Consider the following 14,649-nt stretch of genomic DNA (forward strand, 5'->3'; position numbering starts at 1 on the left):
GGTGTGGAGGTGACGGTTCCATGACCGTAATCAAGTTCTGATTCGTTCTTCGATGCACGAAGGGGAGACACGATGATTTCATTGAGACTACGAGCAGACAGGTCTCCACACGGATCTGAATCGATCCCAGTTGAGCCGTGTATGGATAGCTTCATCGACGACGCAGCTCCTTGCTGAGTGCTTTTGCATCCCATTCCAGTGGGATGTCATTTTCCTCTGCCCATCCCTGAAGTAGGCGAAGAAACTGTTGCCGGTCACGCTGATCAAGAACAGCGTCAGTATCTGCTTGCTGAAGTATCTCCGGATACCCTCGACCGACCCCGGCTTCAGCACGCACCGCATCCAATGTGTATTCGTACAAACTCTCGTATCCAGATGGAGCGTCTGCATCCAGTAACCACCCTGGGAACTCCAATCGATCAAGACCCGCACCAGGCGGGACTTTCAGGTACGAAAAATAAATCTCATTGGCGAAGTCATACTTCACACCACGGTACGTCGTCGTGAGAGCGTCGACACTTCCATCACGACGGCACAGGAATGGTACGGTCGAATCACCCCATGGACTCATCATCCCGGCCAACACGCGGGCATCAGGAATCGTTCGGTCGGCCCCGAACTCGTCTTGGAGGAGTAACCGCGTCATTTTCGCTAATTCCACGGCATTCGTCCCAGCCACATAGCCGACTAGCGGTATTTGATGGTGTTGACTCGCTGCAATGAGTTGACTGATAGACGCAAGGTACCGATCTCGGACTGCCGGACGTTCTGGGTTGGCAAACGATACGATAAGCGGCCCATCATAGAGAACGACTGGTCGACGCTCCAGTGTACTATTTTTATACTGCTCTGCTAAGTCTTCGATTTTGTCGACCAGCAAGTTTGCCTCGTGTTCATATCGTTCAAGCCCGACTAGCGAGCCATCAACGAATCGGTACTCGTCACCGCCAGCCTCGCCACCTGACCGAGTGACTTCCATCGGACCAAGCAGCTTCCCTTTCCTGTCTCGTTCAAGTTTTCCTTCTGGTGAATGATGATTCAAACACCAAGCCGCTTGCACGTACGCCAACGGAATATTGAACTGCTTCGTCGGCGGAATCTCAGACCCATCAACAGCAAGCATCGGCACATCCATCAGGAGCTTCCGAGCCCAATCGTTAACGGCCTCATGAGTCTCCCACTCATCTGATTCGTCGTGACGAATTATGAGTGAGTCTGCACTGTCAAGTGCCTCAGTTGGAAGCGCACCAGGATAGGAGGCCGTCGACAGTGCACGCCGAATCTCGCTGGCACCGATTTCAGGAAGTCGACGGAAAGCATTCTGATACCGTTCAACCAGGTCATCATCATCCTCTAAGTATGACTTGATCGTCTCAACGTTATCATCGAGTGCCGTTGCAACTTCCAGCTTATCGAACGGCATTAGTCACTCATCACTTCCGAGGTCTGGCTGGTTTTCTCGATAGTGATGCTGTAATCAGTCATCGAATCAAATGTCGAATCGTGGCTGATGACTGTGAGTTGCTCGAACGCATCGAGTCTGTTGAGTTGCCCGACAAGGTTCGCTTTCTTATCTTGATCGAGGTTTGCGGTCGGCTCATCAAGGAACGCAATTCCGAGACCAGAGATCTGTTCCAGTATAGCCAGTCGAACCGCTAGCGCAGCAGCCATCTTTTCACCGCCTGACAGCGTCGAGAACGATTTCTGAACATCAGCATCAGTAACGACGATATCATAGTCGGATGTCCATTCGAGCTGTTCGGCTTTTTCGCCCCGAATTGACCGGAAGATAGCATCTGCTCGTTTCCCGATACGATCTGTGATGACATTCCGCATTTTCGGTCCCGCAGCACGGACGTTATCGCGCACCCATGAAGCGAATTTCTGGTCGGCAGCAAGTTCACGCAGCCGTTCAAACTCTTGTTTTCTCTCCTCTAACTTGCCTTCTAATTTCTCAACCGTCGCAGAAACGTTCTCAAGTGTTTTCTCTTTCTCCGACCGTTGACCCGAGAGCGTGTTGATCTGCTTGTTGTAATCCGCAATCTGCTCACCGAGCGTCTCATACTCGTCAGTGTCAAACGCTTCATTCTCAGCCTCTAGCTTGTCAGAGAGGTCTTCACCCTCGTCGTTGAGCGACTCAAGTGTCTCCTCAATCTCCGCTACGGCTGCTTGGCGTTCCTCCAGCTTTTCAGCAGCCTGTTTATTCCGTTCAAACTGTTGGTAGGCCTCTTCGGTTTCACTGAGCGTTTCTTTTACTGCTTCAAGCTCGTCTTCGACATCACCGAACTCATCAATCTCTTCGTCTAACCGTTCGATTTCTGCGTCTACAGACTCAATCGACTCTTCGACTTCACCAAGTTCACTCGGCGCATCAGCGTACTCATCGACTTGGGCCTTCGCTGTGTAGTACGCATCATTCGCATCTTCAAGCGAATCACGCTCTTCTTGCAATCCTGGTAATTCATCAATTGCTTCTCTGAGCGAGACTATTCGTTCCCGAGTCTCATTTCGCTCCCCGTTGAGTTCACGAAGGTCATCCTGTAACTCAGAGACTTGGTTCCGACGCATATCAAGCTTCGAAACTCGCTTTTCGACCTTTTCAGCCTCGGACAACTCTGCCTCTAATTCCGAGATCTCCTGAGCAAGAGCTTCTTGTTGACTCTGTATCTCTTCGATTCGGGCTTCACGCTCTTCGATGAGATCTGTGCGATGATCTGCCTTCAGCGATTTTCCACAGGTCGGACACGGAGCGTCTACTTCCGCATCTTCAAGCTGCTCAAGTTTCTCCTTCAGATCGGTTTCTTCCGCATTCAACGATGCAATTTCTGCTTTTATTTCGCCAATTTCCTCACGCAGGTCAGCTGCATCAACAACCTTCGCTGCCTCAGCCTCAACCTCCTCAATAATTTCAACTTCTTCACGAAGCTCGGTGAGTGTGTCTCTTGCATCAGAATCAAGATCTGAAATCTCACCTTCCAACCGCTCGACAGTCTTTTGATCAGCTTCTAATTCAGAAATACGGTCTTCAAGTTCCTCATAGCGGTCCTTTTGAGCCTCGTACTCTTCGAGATTCTCTCGAGCCACCTCGTGTTTTTTAACCTGCTCTTCGAGTGCTTCTTGCCGGATTTCGAGCTTCCCGAGTTCCGCTTCTTGTTCCTGTTGTTCCGTCCGTAATTTCTCTAACTCATCGATCTGTTCCTCAAGTGCTTCCTGCTGAGCCTTCGCATCACGATACTCTTCGTACCCTTCACGAGCCTCTTCGCACTTCCTTTCGGCCTCTCGCGCAGTTTTGAGCTCAGTTTCTGCTACTTCGAGAGCCGACTCTTTCGCCTCAATCGCTTGTTCGTTCTGCTCGATATCTCCTTCAATCTCTGCAATTCGACCTTCGATAGCCTCCAACTCCTCGTATCTGTCTTCGGCCTTTGTAAGCTCGGCTTCTGCTGAAGAAATTTCCGCTGACAACTCGTCAATTTCCGCTTCTAATCGTGCTCTGTCTTCTCGTTCCTCAGGGAGACTCTGCACTTCCCCCGTGAGCTCACGGATCTCCTCTCGCACCTGTCCGCGTTCGGCTTTAATTTGATCTGGAACTCCTTTTAGAGTGCTCCAAGACTCCTCATACGCGTCAATATTCAGTAGCTCATCAAACGTTGACTTCCGTGCTGCCGGTCGCTGTGCGAAATCAGAGAGAAACCGTGTTTGAGGCACCCCGATACACGACTCCCACAGATTCCCCAACTCATCGCTATCCTTCAGATCAAACCTCGCACAAAGCCACTTCATCAACGCTTTCTTCGAATCGATATCCTGATCGATCCACTCATCGCGCTCGCCATCATACCGCGCAACACCGTATTTCGAATACCCGGCAGACCGAGTTACACGGTACCTCTGTAATCCGTCTGCTTCATCCAGTTCGATCGTGACCTCCACAGTCCCTGAAGATGCGCCTTCCCGAACAAACTCCTTATTATTGAACGGAAGCGAATCAAAAAGCGCAAACCCAATTGCCTCCTGAATCGTCGACTTCCCAGACCCGTTCTTACCGAGAATCGCAGTCACACCCCCACGAAGCGAAATCGTTGTTCTATCCTCGTACGACTTGATATTCTCTAATGTAACATCGATAATCTTCATTCGCTATCACCCTCAACCACAGCAGCGTCCCGGTCAGCACCACCAGTCTCAGCTTCCTCCTCAGCGTTCCCGAAGGGGTCCTCTTCAACATCCAGCACTACACCATCAGCGGCCTCTGGGAACAGGTCTCGGCGACTGCTTGAAACAACATCAACGATATCGTCTGTGTTCTCTCCGTCCTGTGCCATGCGGTGCGCGTCACCGAGAAGCGTCGCCACCGACTCAGACTGCTCACTGTATTCAGATTCAGTCGCAATCGTTTCGAAAACCCGTTTTTCAAGCGCTGCAGTCTGCAGCCGACCGTTAATGAACACCTCATCATCATCAAGATCAGCGAGCAGCTCCTGGATCTCTGCGGTTGTCACACGACTCGTGTTCGTTTGTACGTATAACGCATTACACGCTGTTCCAGCTTGTTCAGCGAGTTCGTCAACTCGGAAACTACCTCTGTCAAACTGAAGCGTTCCAACGAACCGAAGATCAAGAAGTGGCTCACGATGATCACTCCCTAACAGGAACTCTTCTCGCCCCAACATCTCTCGAAGAGAAGCTTGTTGCTCCTCAATGTGTTCACCGAACGCTGTTTCGAGTTCACCTGCCGAATCAAATGGTGTCACATCAAGCTCAATAGTGAAGAATGGGCGTCGTCGAGATGAGTTGTGGACAACGTCGTGAGCAAGTTGGCCGGGACCCTCATACTCATCGTCTGCCTGACTCAGCTCCACATTGTAGTAGCCATGCTCCCAGTCATCACGTGCTTCTGCCGTGGAGTGGGCCTCGGGTGATCCTGGATTGAAAATCCAGCCACTGGCGTCGTAACACTTGTGAATGTGACCCAACGCTAAGTAATCCACTTCTTGTCGTACCTCTCGTAGTTCCGCGTGCGTCACGTTCCCTCCGAGTGCAGGTACCTCGTCCTCGATACCGAAGTGACCCAATAGAACCGTGTATTCAGCCTGACCGTACTCCTCTGCAGTTCTTTGAATACCGGTAGCGATTTGTTCAAGCGCAGTATCTGTTCGAGCTCCGCGCCATTGCAATCCGAATACACGAACCGTCCCATCCGGTGTTTCTATATCATAGAACCCTGAGTCGTCTCCCGGATCTTCGGCGTCGTATTGTTCGAACCTAGCAGCTTCAGACTCACTCTCTAGATCCGCTTCCAGTAATACGATGTGTCCCCGGCGGTGGAGATAGTTTAGCCACGTCACTTCACGCGGCGTCAAGTTCTCGTCGTGATTACCCCGAGAAACGAGAACCGGAACATCGTCAGGAACGACGTTAAGTCCCTTCTCAGCAGCTTCCAACACTTTCGGGCGAAGATCACGCGAGTGAAACAGATCACCAGGCAGGACGATCGCATCAGGGTCATCCTGCATGATAAGCTGTAACGTCGCTTCGAACGTGTTCATCATATCATCTTCTCGCTGCTTCAGTCCGTATTGCCGATGTCCAAGATGGATGTCTGCAAGATGTGCAAATTTCATTTGTTCTGTCCTTGTAATGTGTTTAGACGTATGGAACTCCTCTGATAAGTTCCCCGTTAATAAGATACCCTTCACGTGCAGACTCAGCGCATTTGTCCGCATAATACGTCGTTATCGGCAGTCGAGTGCTCCCCTGATCACTTCCGATGTGGCTTTCGCTGAGCCAGTACACTTGTTCTAAGAGCGTTTGCATCGGAGTGTCACCAGCCCGTCGAACAACGCGAAGAGCTCGTGGAGTTCCCAACCCGTCGCTCTCGTCAAATTCTGGTCGACCAGTAGTCGTAAGGAAACCAAATTCATCATTCTGAGCGATGAACAGTTGTCCTTTGTGATCAATCTGGAAATCCCCGTTTTGGAGTATTGCTGCGCGTGGAGCACCGCTTTTTCGAACATCTACAATATCGATTTCAATCCCTATCTCATCGAAGGGTTCTACAATGGTATCGACATCTTCGAATACACGTCCATCACGGTGAATGACAATGTTACTCGGTGAGTCACCTTCTGCTCGAACAAATTCTCTGTTCACGTCTTTGAGGATATCAATGATTGCGTCCTCATCAAACGTTTCTCCAGACTGGAGTGACTGTGTTTTTGAAACGAATACTGTCCCGTCCGCCAAAACCACGTTCGCACTCGCTCCGAGGAACTGACCTGTTTTCGGATCACGCGTCGCATCTAACCCCACGAAGCAATCCACCTCACCAGGCATCTCATCGACACGCCATGGAATCCCTCCAGCACCTGCAACCAGTCCAAGTGCAGTATTACGAACCGCCCATTTGTTGTCGAGATTATCCTCTCGAATCATTTACGATGGGATCGCCTGCTTCCCAAGTGCCTTTTTGAATTCCGCGTATGGATCGTCGATATCACCATTCCGAATGCGTGTATCGTTTGGTGAAGGCACGACCGCTAGCACGGCATCAACATCATCGATCATCGCCACTGAATTACTGTAGTTTACCGCACTACCGAGTTCATACTCTGTGTACGATGTTTCGTCTGGCTCACAACCCCAAGATCTGAGCTGTTTTTCCAACCGGTCACGAAGCTGCTTGAACTGGTCAGCGCAACACTCAGGTACAAGATACTGTATTTTGAAAGACGACGGGCGGCTATGTGCTCCGTACTTTCGTAGTCCTGTAGATGGAAGGCTTGTTGTCTGATTATCTCTGAATCTGAGATTGTTCGACCGGTCAACTGTCGAAGACATGAACGAGAGACTCGGTCCGACTGGTGTCGAGGTGATCCGAGAATCGATCCCCGAAAGAGGATCTAAATCATCGACGAACTCGATTGCTTTTCGAAACCTTTCATCAGGGAGCATCTTCGCAGCACGATCCCACTTCCTGTGGAACTCTGGAGCCAGTTTTTTTACTACCTCTTTTTTCGGAGACACTCGGAGGAGATCCGGGACATGGATATCTGTATTATCGTTATGCGGATTGTACTGAATCTCAATTAATTGTGGATTCTTCGATCTGAGCTGTTCAGAGAGTTCATCGGAAATTCGGCCCTGTTGTTCATACCAGTCAGCAAGCGACTGACCTCCAAAATCAGGAATTGGGTCGGTGTATCGCTTGTCAGCGAAGCCTTTGAGTGTTCCACTGCCAGGCTTCGAATATGTTTCTGGATCATGTTCAACATGTGTGCCAACCAGTTCGTCTACGGTCGCGTTTATTTGCTCAATGTACTCGTCGACAGTAACTCGACTTCGTGCATGATGGCTGAGTTCGATTCCAGCAAACCCATCACCAGATGGAAACAGATCAAGACGAACACTGTAGGAGAGACACGCTTCGAAGAGACCATCAGGCCCTTTGATAACCGGTTGCTTGGTGTGAATACGATCCACACGTCCGGTTTCATAAACATCGTCATCGACTGTCTTCTTCACTAACTGTTGGAGCAACCGAACGATTTGCTCGTTATCGGATTTATCATCAGCGTATAGAGTGGTCCGTGTCTCATCTGTGAGAGTGAATGGATCTGGAAGGTCAACAGACATCGGGTCCGTTGTAATAATAGACATCGCCCCCACAACCGAGACACCAGCACCACTGCACGCGCGGAGATACCCTGCAAGGCGGTACGTCTCATTCATAGGATCATCGTCAAAGACGGCCGTTGCCTCAATACTGTACTGATATACTTTCAATTCCTCAAAACTCCGATCAAACTCAAACAGCGACAAATACGGTACGCCATCATCAAGAGAGTCTAATAGTGTGGGTGAATTTGTCTGATCATCGCTTGTCGGAGCTTCGATTGGTTCAGCATCGAGCTGGTATGATCCGTTCAGGCTTTTTTTATTCTTGAACTCGTTTCCTTTTGCGTTCGTGAGTTCGTACCAGCGACCTTCTTCCCACGCAAAATCGCTCAATGCATTGTTTTTCCAGAGAGCAAGAGGGAACTCATTACCAGCCGTATCACAGACTTTGAGTCGATTAGCCATTTTGTCTGTCGTACAACTCAGTTTGGAGAGTACCTGAACTCGGATATCGATTTTTTCGCCGTCTTCGATGTCAGCCTGGGTAACCATCTACCTCTGTAATAGTAGGCATTTAACATATAACTTCCTACTAAGCGAATCTCAAACACGCTAAAAATAACTTAGCATCAATAGATGTTCTAAAAGTCTAAAAAAGAGTGATGGACGGTTAGAGAACTCTATTCACAACAAGAAGAAACCAATTCGAGATGAGATGATAGTAGAAATCAACCACACTTACTACATCAATAGAAATAGGGGGCTGTTTGACCACAGCAATTGAGAAATAGAAACATTAGGATGAGCTAACTTTTATAAAATTAGATTAGAGATAACTACCATGTCTGAAACCGAGCGCTCGCAGAATTTTATTACTGATGCTAAGCATCATAACGGGTGGTGGAGCGATGAGACCTCACAAAGCCTATCACGAGCGGTAGCTCTCACACCCCGATCCGATTTTTATAATATATTCAAAATAACCAGCAATAAACGCGAAGATGGTGCTGAGAATCTCACTTATTCGATCTTTGGACAAACAGGGATCGGAAAAACAACGTTACTTCATCAACTCATAGCAGCTCTACTCAATACCGTAGACTTCCCCGACAACAATCAAAATATTAGTCTCGAATCCTCAGTCTCTCCTCGCCAAGTCCTCTACGTCCCTTTAGAAGACTCACTCTACCATTTAGAACACCCCGACAAAGGCATCAAACCTCTTGAAAAAGTCATTGACTACTTCAAAACACACGTTGCGCCCCGACAAGGTCCTAAATTCATTTTCATAGATGATGTCAACGCACTAAATATCACCGAGGACAAGAAATCAGCACTTCTCGATATTGTCGACAACGAGACCTACCTATTCTTAACCGGTATCGTAGCAAAACAAACCACACTCTCTGGATTATCGGGAGCAGACAAAATCGACGAGATAATCGGACCAATACCAATACTCCCGATGAAATTCGTTGATGCAATCAAAACAGAAGGCGTACTAGGGACCGAATTTGATGCTGATTTTGGCACACAAATTGAATCATACCAGTCTACGGGATTGCCAGGAAATTCACCTATCAAAACTATTCGAGATGGGCTCAAACTATCAAATTCAGAAACAAGCATAGAAACAGCTGTTGAAACTCTGGACGAGCTACACTTCGGTATACTTGACTCAACAGTACGAGACAACCTCCATGACGCAGCACGTGATTACTTACGACAAAACGGAGCTCTTCACCACAATCATGACGCTACAGTCAGGAATGAACTCGCCAAATCTCATTTCCTACTTTTCCTATATAAAGAACTCTCAAAGTACGCGTCAATACAAAACCCCGAAAACCTACACCGAATTAGTTCAATCGCAGCCAGTCATGCTGGTGAGGAAATTCAATACACAAAAATCAGTGATCAAATAGGGGTTGACAGGCGAACAGTCGATAGCTACCTCAATGTCCTCGATGAAGGAATCGCAGTTACAGAATCCCACGACTTTTCACTCAGACGATACCGTCGAACTCGCTTGTATCTCCGTAATCCGCGACATCTCGTACTGCTCTCACAACGACAAGAACACTACGGATTTGAAGACTATGCCCAACAGAACGTTCTCAACCACGAATTCGAATACAAACTCGCCCGTACCGTCGCCTTCGACCACGCAAAACGACTCGCCTACTATGTCGAGGCTTACGACGTCGAATACACCGAAACAGACACTGGCCTCATCGACTACATCTTACACCAAAACGGACAGGTACTGCCATTCATCTTTTCTTATCACCCACACACCGATGCCCCAGAACAAATCGCAACAGAATTCGATCCCAACGTAGGCCAACACACAAAAAGAGACAGCGAGGAGTTACAAGAATTCAATTACGAAGCACCGTACCGATTCATAATCACAGACAGTCTCCCACAGAGTGCCACAGAGAACCAATCACTATACGTCGAACGAGGAGAAATCAATTTGTGCTACCTTCCGTACTGGCTGTTCCTACTCATCAGTTAATCACATCGTTTTGTAGCCACTGTCCCTTGAGATATCTTTACAAAATCCCCCACCTCCAAACGCGATCCACCAATGACTGTCTGAATTGAAATACGAGTCTCATCTCACCGAACACAGACTTATATGATTTCAAACTATATACAGCATTGAGTAATGCCGAATGATCAATCGCTGGAGTTACTTTCACTTCCTTCTCCATCGGTGACACGCTTATCTCAATCTGCAGTCCAGGATACAATCCAGTATTTTGAACCAGACCTTATCACGATTCCAGGTCCACGAGACGCAGCAGCTTACGCACAAGTGCGTGATGCTGCAGATGTTTTTGTGATTCACCCTCAACTCGGTCGCAGTGGCGAACACATCAGTCATTACAGATACAGCACAGACACCGGAGTTCGTGAAGCACCGAACACCACTTCAGACCCTGGAATGATCGATGTACTTGCAGTCCAGAATCTCGATATCCTGCCCCGTCTCCAATCAGAACTCGAAACCAACACCCGAGACACAGGAAGTAGAGCCGCAACATACCTCATACTTCCTCAATTCTCTATTGAATGGAACACGACTAGCCTCTCAACAACACTCCCAGAACAAGATCAACTTACAGCAATCAGTAACTGTCTTCCAGAACCATTCACTGTTCTCGCTGGAGAACAACCAGCAGAGTACAACCATGAGTGGTCAGTACAGTCAACTCAGTCCTCAGACACGCTACCGATTGTTGGATTAGGTGCAGACAATCAAGGCAGTGCTACGGTTGCACAATACAGTTGTACAAGCCGTGGAACAGTCGCTGCAGAAGCTGTTGATGCTTCCAAATTCGGATTAAAAGCCTTGCATGGAGTGGGGGCGTCCACAGCACAACGATTGCAGCAAAAAGAGTGCCGCACGACACAGGATGTTCGAAACCTCTCTATCACAGAACTTGCTGAACTCCCCGGGATAGGACCCACACGAGCTGAGAAAATACACGGTCACGCCGACGTCATCGAATCAGGAGAACCACTCGTCCTCACGAACAAAACACCAATCAAAACACGAGGGAACCAGCCACCAGTTTGTTTAGATATCGAGACCGATGGACTCTCACCGACGATCATCTGGCAATTCGGTGTTTACGATCCGGCCTCGGACACTCACCAAGCATTCATTGAGAAACACAATCCAAAGAACCCAGAAACCGTGCTTGAAGCGTTCATCACCTGGTTCATAGCAAATCACGGAAACAGAACCGTGCTTACGTGGAACGGGTACGGGTTCGATTACCCGAAAATCAAGCAGTTCCTAACCCAATACTGTCCAGAGTACCTTGATGCGTGGGATGACGTTTGGACGTATGACTTGTATAAATGGGCTGTTCGAGATGGGAACGCATTGCTGCCCGGTCGAACGAACAAACTCGATCATGTCGCTCGTGCACTCGGGTACGAGGCTGCAGAGACTGGGTTGACCGGTGCGAAAACAGCCGCCGTGTATCAAGAATTCATGCGTAATCCAGACGATCCCGAGCGGGAACCCGACTGGGAGCGACACAAGCAATACTGTAAAGATGATTGTCAAGCCTTGTGGCACGTTTACCAAGCTATCACAGACGCGAAGCGACGTGACATGACCGACAGCGGCACCGGTGGTGTCGATGGGCAACAAGCTGGACTCACGGACTTCTAATCATGAGCGAACACAACACACCCGACACAGGATCTCAAACCGAAATGACTGGTGACACTCTCCTCGACACATTTCCACGAACCAGTCTCACATCTGAGTCCGATTTCATAGAAACAATACAAATACCAGAAAAACCAGCCGAAACTGTCCCTGCAGGCGATATTCTACGCCCAGAACTCGCCGAACCATACCCATTCGACTTGTTCAGTCACCAAGCAGCAGCACTCAACGCACTCGAAGACAACGACAACGTCACCATCGCAACATCGACTTCCAGCGGTAAAACCCATATTTACGGCTTGCAAATCGCTCGGAATCTGCTTGATGCAGGCGTTCTCAACGCTGACGGGACCAGAGCAACAGAACAAAACGATGCATCAACGGCGCTGTGTGTCTACCCAATGAAGGCGCTGACGAAAGACCAACACGAATCACTCACCGACCTATACGACCAACTTGGATTAGACATTCGTGTGGAAACCTACGACGGTGACACAACCGGCGACCGTCGAGCAATCAGGAACGAAGCAGACGTTATTCTCACCAACTTCGCAGCACTGAACGTGTACCTCGAACACCACGACAAGTGGAGTCGGTTCTACGGTGCCCTCGATCTTGTCGCTATCGACGAATCACACACCTACACCGGTATCGAAGGTATGCACGTCGCATGGATTCTTCGACGCATGAAACGCGTCGCCACCTACTGGGGCGGCAACCCACAGTACACTCTTACCTCCGCTACAATCGGGAACCCGCACGCTCACTCTTTAGAACTGCTTAACGAGTCAGTCACAGTCATTGACGACGATGGGTCACCGCACGGTCCACGAGACATCGTCCTTTGGAACCCACCACCCAGAGACAAAACCCGAGACGCAACCCCAGACGACGCACCATTTACGACTACAGATCAAGACAGTGAAACCGAGGAATCTGACACCGAATTCGTTGCCGAACGTGTCCCAGCAAGCGTCGAAGCCCCGAAAGTATTCAACCACCTCACCTCCAGTGAGATTCGCACCCTCCTGTTTTGTCCAAGCCGAAAACTCACCGAACTCAGTATTCAACGCGCAGACGACCACCGGAAACACAACACTCGTGAGTACGACCTCACCACTAAACCACAACGAGAAGCCTACAACGCCGGGCTCGGCCGCCGAACACGACACTCACGTGAACACCAATTCAAAACAGATGTTCTCACCGGACTCGCAACCACATCAGCGCTCGAACTCGGGATCGATATCGGCGATTTAGACGCTACCGTTCTCATGGGATACCCAGGACAACGACAATCGTTCTGGCAGCGAATTGGTCGCGCAGGCCGCGAAGCCAGTCACAGTCTCTCTGTTCTTGTCGGTGACCATCGTACCCTTGACCAGTACATCATCAACCACCCCGAATACTTACTTGAAAACGACGTCGAAGACGCCGTCGTCGACACGTCAAACAACTCTGTGTTCGCCACACACGTCTTGTGTGCAAGCGACGAAATCGCGCTTACAGAGGATGACTTAGGAACGTTCGCCGAAACAGACCGTCTTCAAGCTGCCGTCCAAATGTGGCGCGAAGCAGGCTACATCGACGGCTACCTTGATGCTGCCGCCCACTACTGTGGTCCAAGCCGACCCCAAACACAAGTTAACCTGTATGGAAACAACGACACAGACTACCGACTCGAATTAGCACCCGATGTCGACCGCGACCATTGGGGACTCCCCGACGACCTTGATTTAGAGCCAGTTGAACAAAATCGAGCTTACCGAGACTACCACGAAGGTGCAGTCCGCCTCCAAAACGGTCAACAGTTCGAAGTCGTGAACGTGGACGAAGAGCGACCTCAACCCGTTATTCAACTCAAACCAGTTGATCACGACTACTACACGCGAACACAAAACAAAGTCAACGTATTAGATGCTGACTCCGAGGAAACACGAGACATCAACGGGTTCACGCTTCACTTCGGCCGGGGAACCGTGCTCGTCCACTATCACTCGTACGACCAAATGTACATCAGCAACAGTGAACCGAAACAACAGATGCTCGCCACTGAGACGCCACCGATCCTCATGGACACCCAACTCTGCTGGGTTGAAGTCCCTGACGACGTCGAAAACGCTCTCGTGCGGAAATACCAAGACTATGGACTCGAAACCGGCGTTGACCCTGATGAAACCGGTATGGCTCACTTAGGATACGTTGCTGGGCTTCACGCTGCAGAACACGCAACCATACAAACCGCCCCACTCGAACTCAGAGTCGACAAAGACGACCTCGGCGGCCTCGCCACACTCGTCATGGATACTCACTACACTCACAACGAGTATGACGAAATCACGGACTCAATCGGTGAGTCATTCGAAGCCGCAAAACACGCCCTCGAACAACGAACCCAAGAATTAGGCGGACGCACCTGTTCAGGCTGGTTCATATACGACGGCGTCGAAGGCGGACTCGGCTTCGCACGCGCCATCTACGACAACTTCGAAGCGCTCTGTGAACGCGCCCGCGACCAACTCGAAAACTGTCAGTGCGGGCAACCAAACGGCTGTCCAGCCTGCACCTTCGACGAAAACTGCGGCAACGACAACAAACCACTCCTCCGCCAATCAGCAGTCGACGTTCTCAATCAGCTCCTTGGTGATGCTGACCGAGAGGACCTCTCAGAGTACCTTCCAGACGACGAGTACGGCGGCAACCGTCGCCCCGTCGTTTTCTACTCGTAATCCCTGTTCAGCTCCTAATTATGACAATTTACTGACCGCCTCTTTCCGTTACAAAGCTTAGAGGATACGAGCATGACAAATTATACCCGATGATTGTCAAATAATATTAAA

General features: G+C 49.6%; 8 protein-coding genes. 3 read left to right on the top strand and 5 right to left on the bottom strand.

Features of this window, described 5'->3' with window-relative positions; genetic code table 11:
• Positions 1–151: 151 nt before the first annotated feature.
• From HALTADL_RS07155 to HALTADL_RS07170, 5 genes are read right to left on the bottom strand one after another with little or no spacing between them, the layout of a single operon-like run.
• A complete protein-coding gene (locus tag HALTADL_RS07155; protein WP_089673093.1) occupies positions 152–1,423 on the bottom strand; it encodes a DNA double-strand break repair nuclease NurA in 1,272 nt (423 codons plus the stop codon).
• Positions 1,423–4,134 (bottom strand): AAA family ATPase, encoded by a 2,712-nt coding sequence (locus tag HALTADL_RS07160; RefSeq protein ID WP_089673092.1) that lies wholly within the window; start codon positions 4,132–4,134, stop codon positions 1,423–1,425. The genes HALTADL_RS07155 and HALTADL_RS07160 overlap by 1 nt, the downstream gene beginning before the upstream one ends.
• Positions 4,131–5,621: a metallophosphoesterase family protein gene (locus tag HALTADL_RS07165; protein ID WP_089673091.1), complete on the bottom strand. Its 1,491-nt coding sequence runs from the start codon at positions 5,619–5,621 to the stop codon at positions 4,131–4,133. The genes HALTADL_RS07160 and HALTADL_RS07165 overlap by 4 nt, the downstream gene beginning before the upstream one ends.
• A 22-nt stretch (positions 5,622–5,643) precedes the next feature.
• Positions 5,644–6,432, bottom strand: coding sequence for a Piwi domain-containing protein (locus tag HALTADL_RS17690; protein ID WP_218143685.1), 789 nt, complete (start codon positions 6,430–6,432; stop codon positions 5,644–5,646).
• Positions 6,433–8,166: a hypothetical protein gene (locus tag HALTADL_RS07170; protein ID WP_218143684.1), complete on the bottom strand. Its 1,734-nt coding sequence runs from the start codon at positions 8,164–8,166 to the stop codon at positions 6,433–6,435.
• Positions 8,167–8,455: 289 nt separating this feature from the next.
• On the opposite strand from HALTADL_RS07170, the gene HALTADL_RS07175 reads away from it, so the two are divergent.
• The 3 genes from HALTADL_RS07175 to HALTADL_RS07185 all read left to right on the top strand — a co-directional run bounded on the left by HALTADL_RS07175 (position 8,456) and on the right by HALTADL_RS07185 (position 14,538).
• On the top strand, positions 8,456–10,135 hold the full coding sequence (locus HALTADL_RS07175) for a DUF4143 domain-containing protein (RefSeq protein ID WP_089673090.1): 1,680 nt from the start codon (positions 8,456–8,458) through the stop codon (positions 10,133–10,135).
• A gap of 153 nt (positions 10,136–10,288) precedes the next feature.
• On the top strand, positions 10,289–11,809 hold the full coding sequence (locus HALTADL_RS07180; RefSeq protein ID WP_089673089.1) for a ribonuclease H-like domain-containing protein: 1,521 nt from the start codon (positions 10,289–10,291) through the stop codon (positions 11,807–11,809).
• A gap of 200 nt (positions 11,810–12,009) precedes the next feature.
• Positions 12,010–14,538 (top strand): DEAD/DEAH box helicase, encoded by a 2,529-nt coding sequence (locus HALTADL_RS07185; RefSeq protein WP_218143683.1) that lies wholly within the window; start codon positions 12,010–12,012, stop codon positions 14,536–14,538.
• The last annotated feature ends 111 nt before the right edge of the window (positions 14,539–14,649 follow it).

Source organism: Halohasta litchfieldiae, from assembly GCF_002788215.1.
GTDB lineage: Archaea > Halobacteriota > Halobacteria > Halobacteriales > Haloferacaceae > Halohasta > Halohasta litchfieldiae.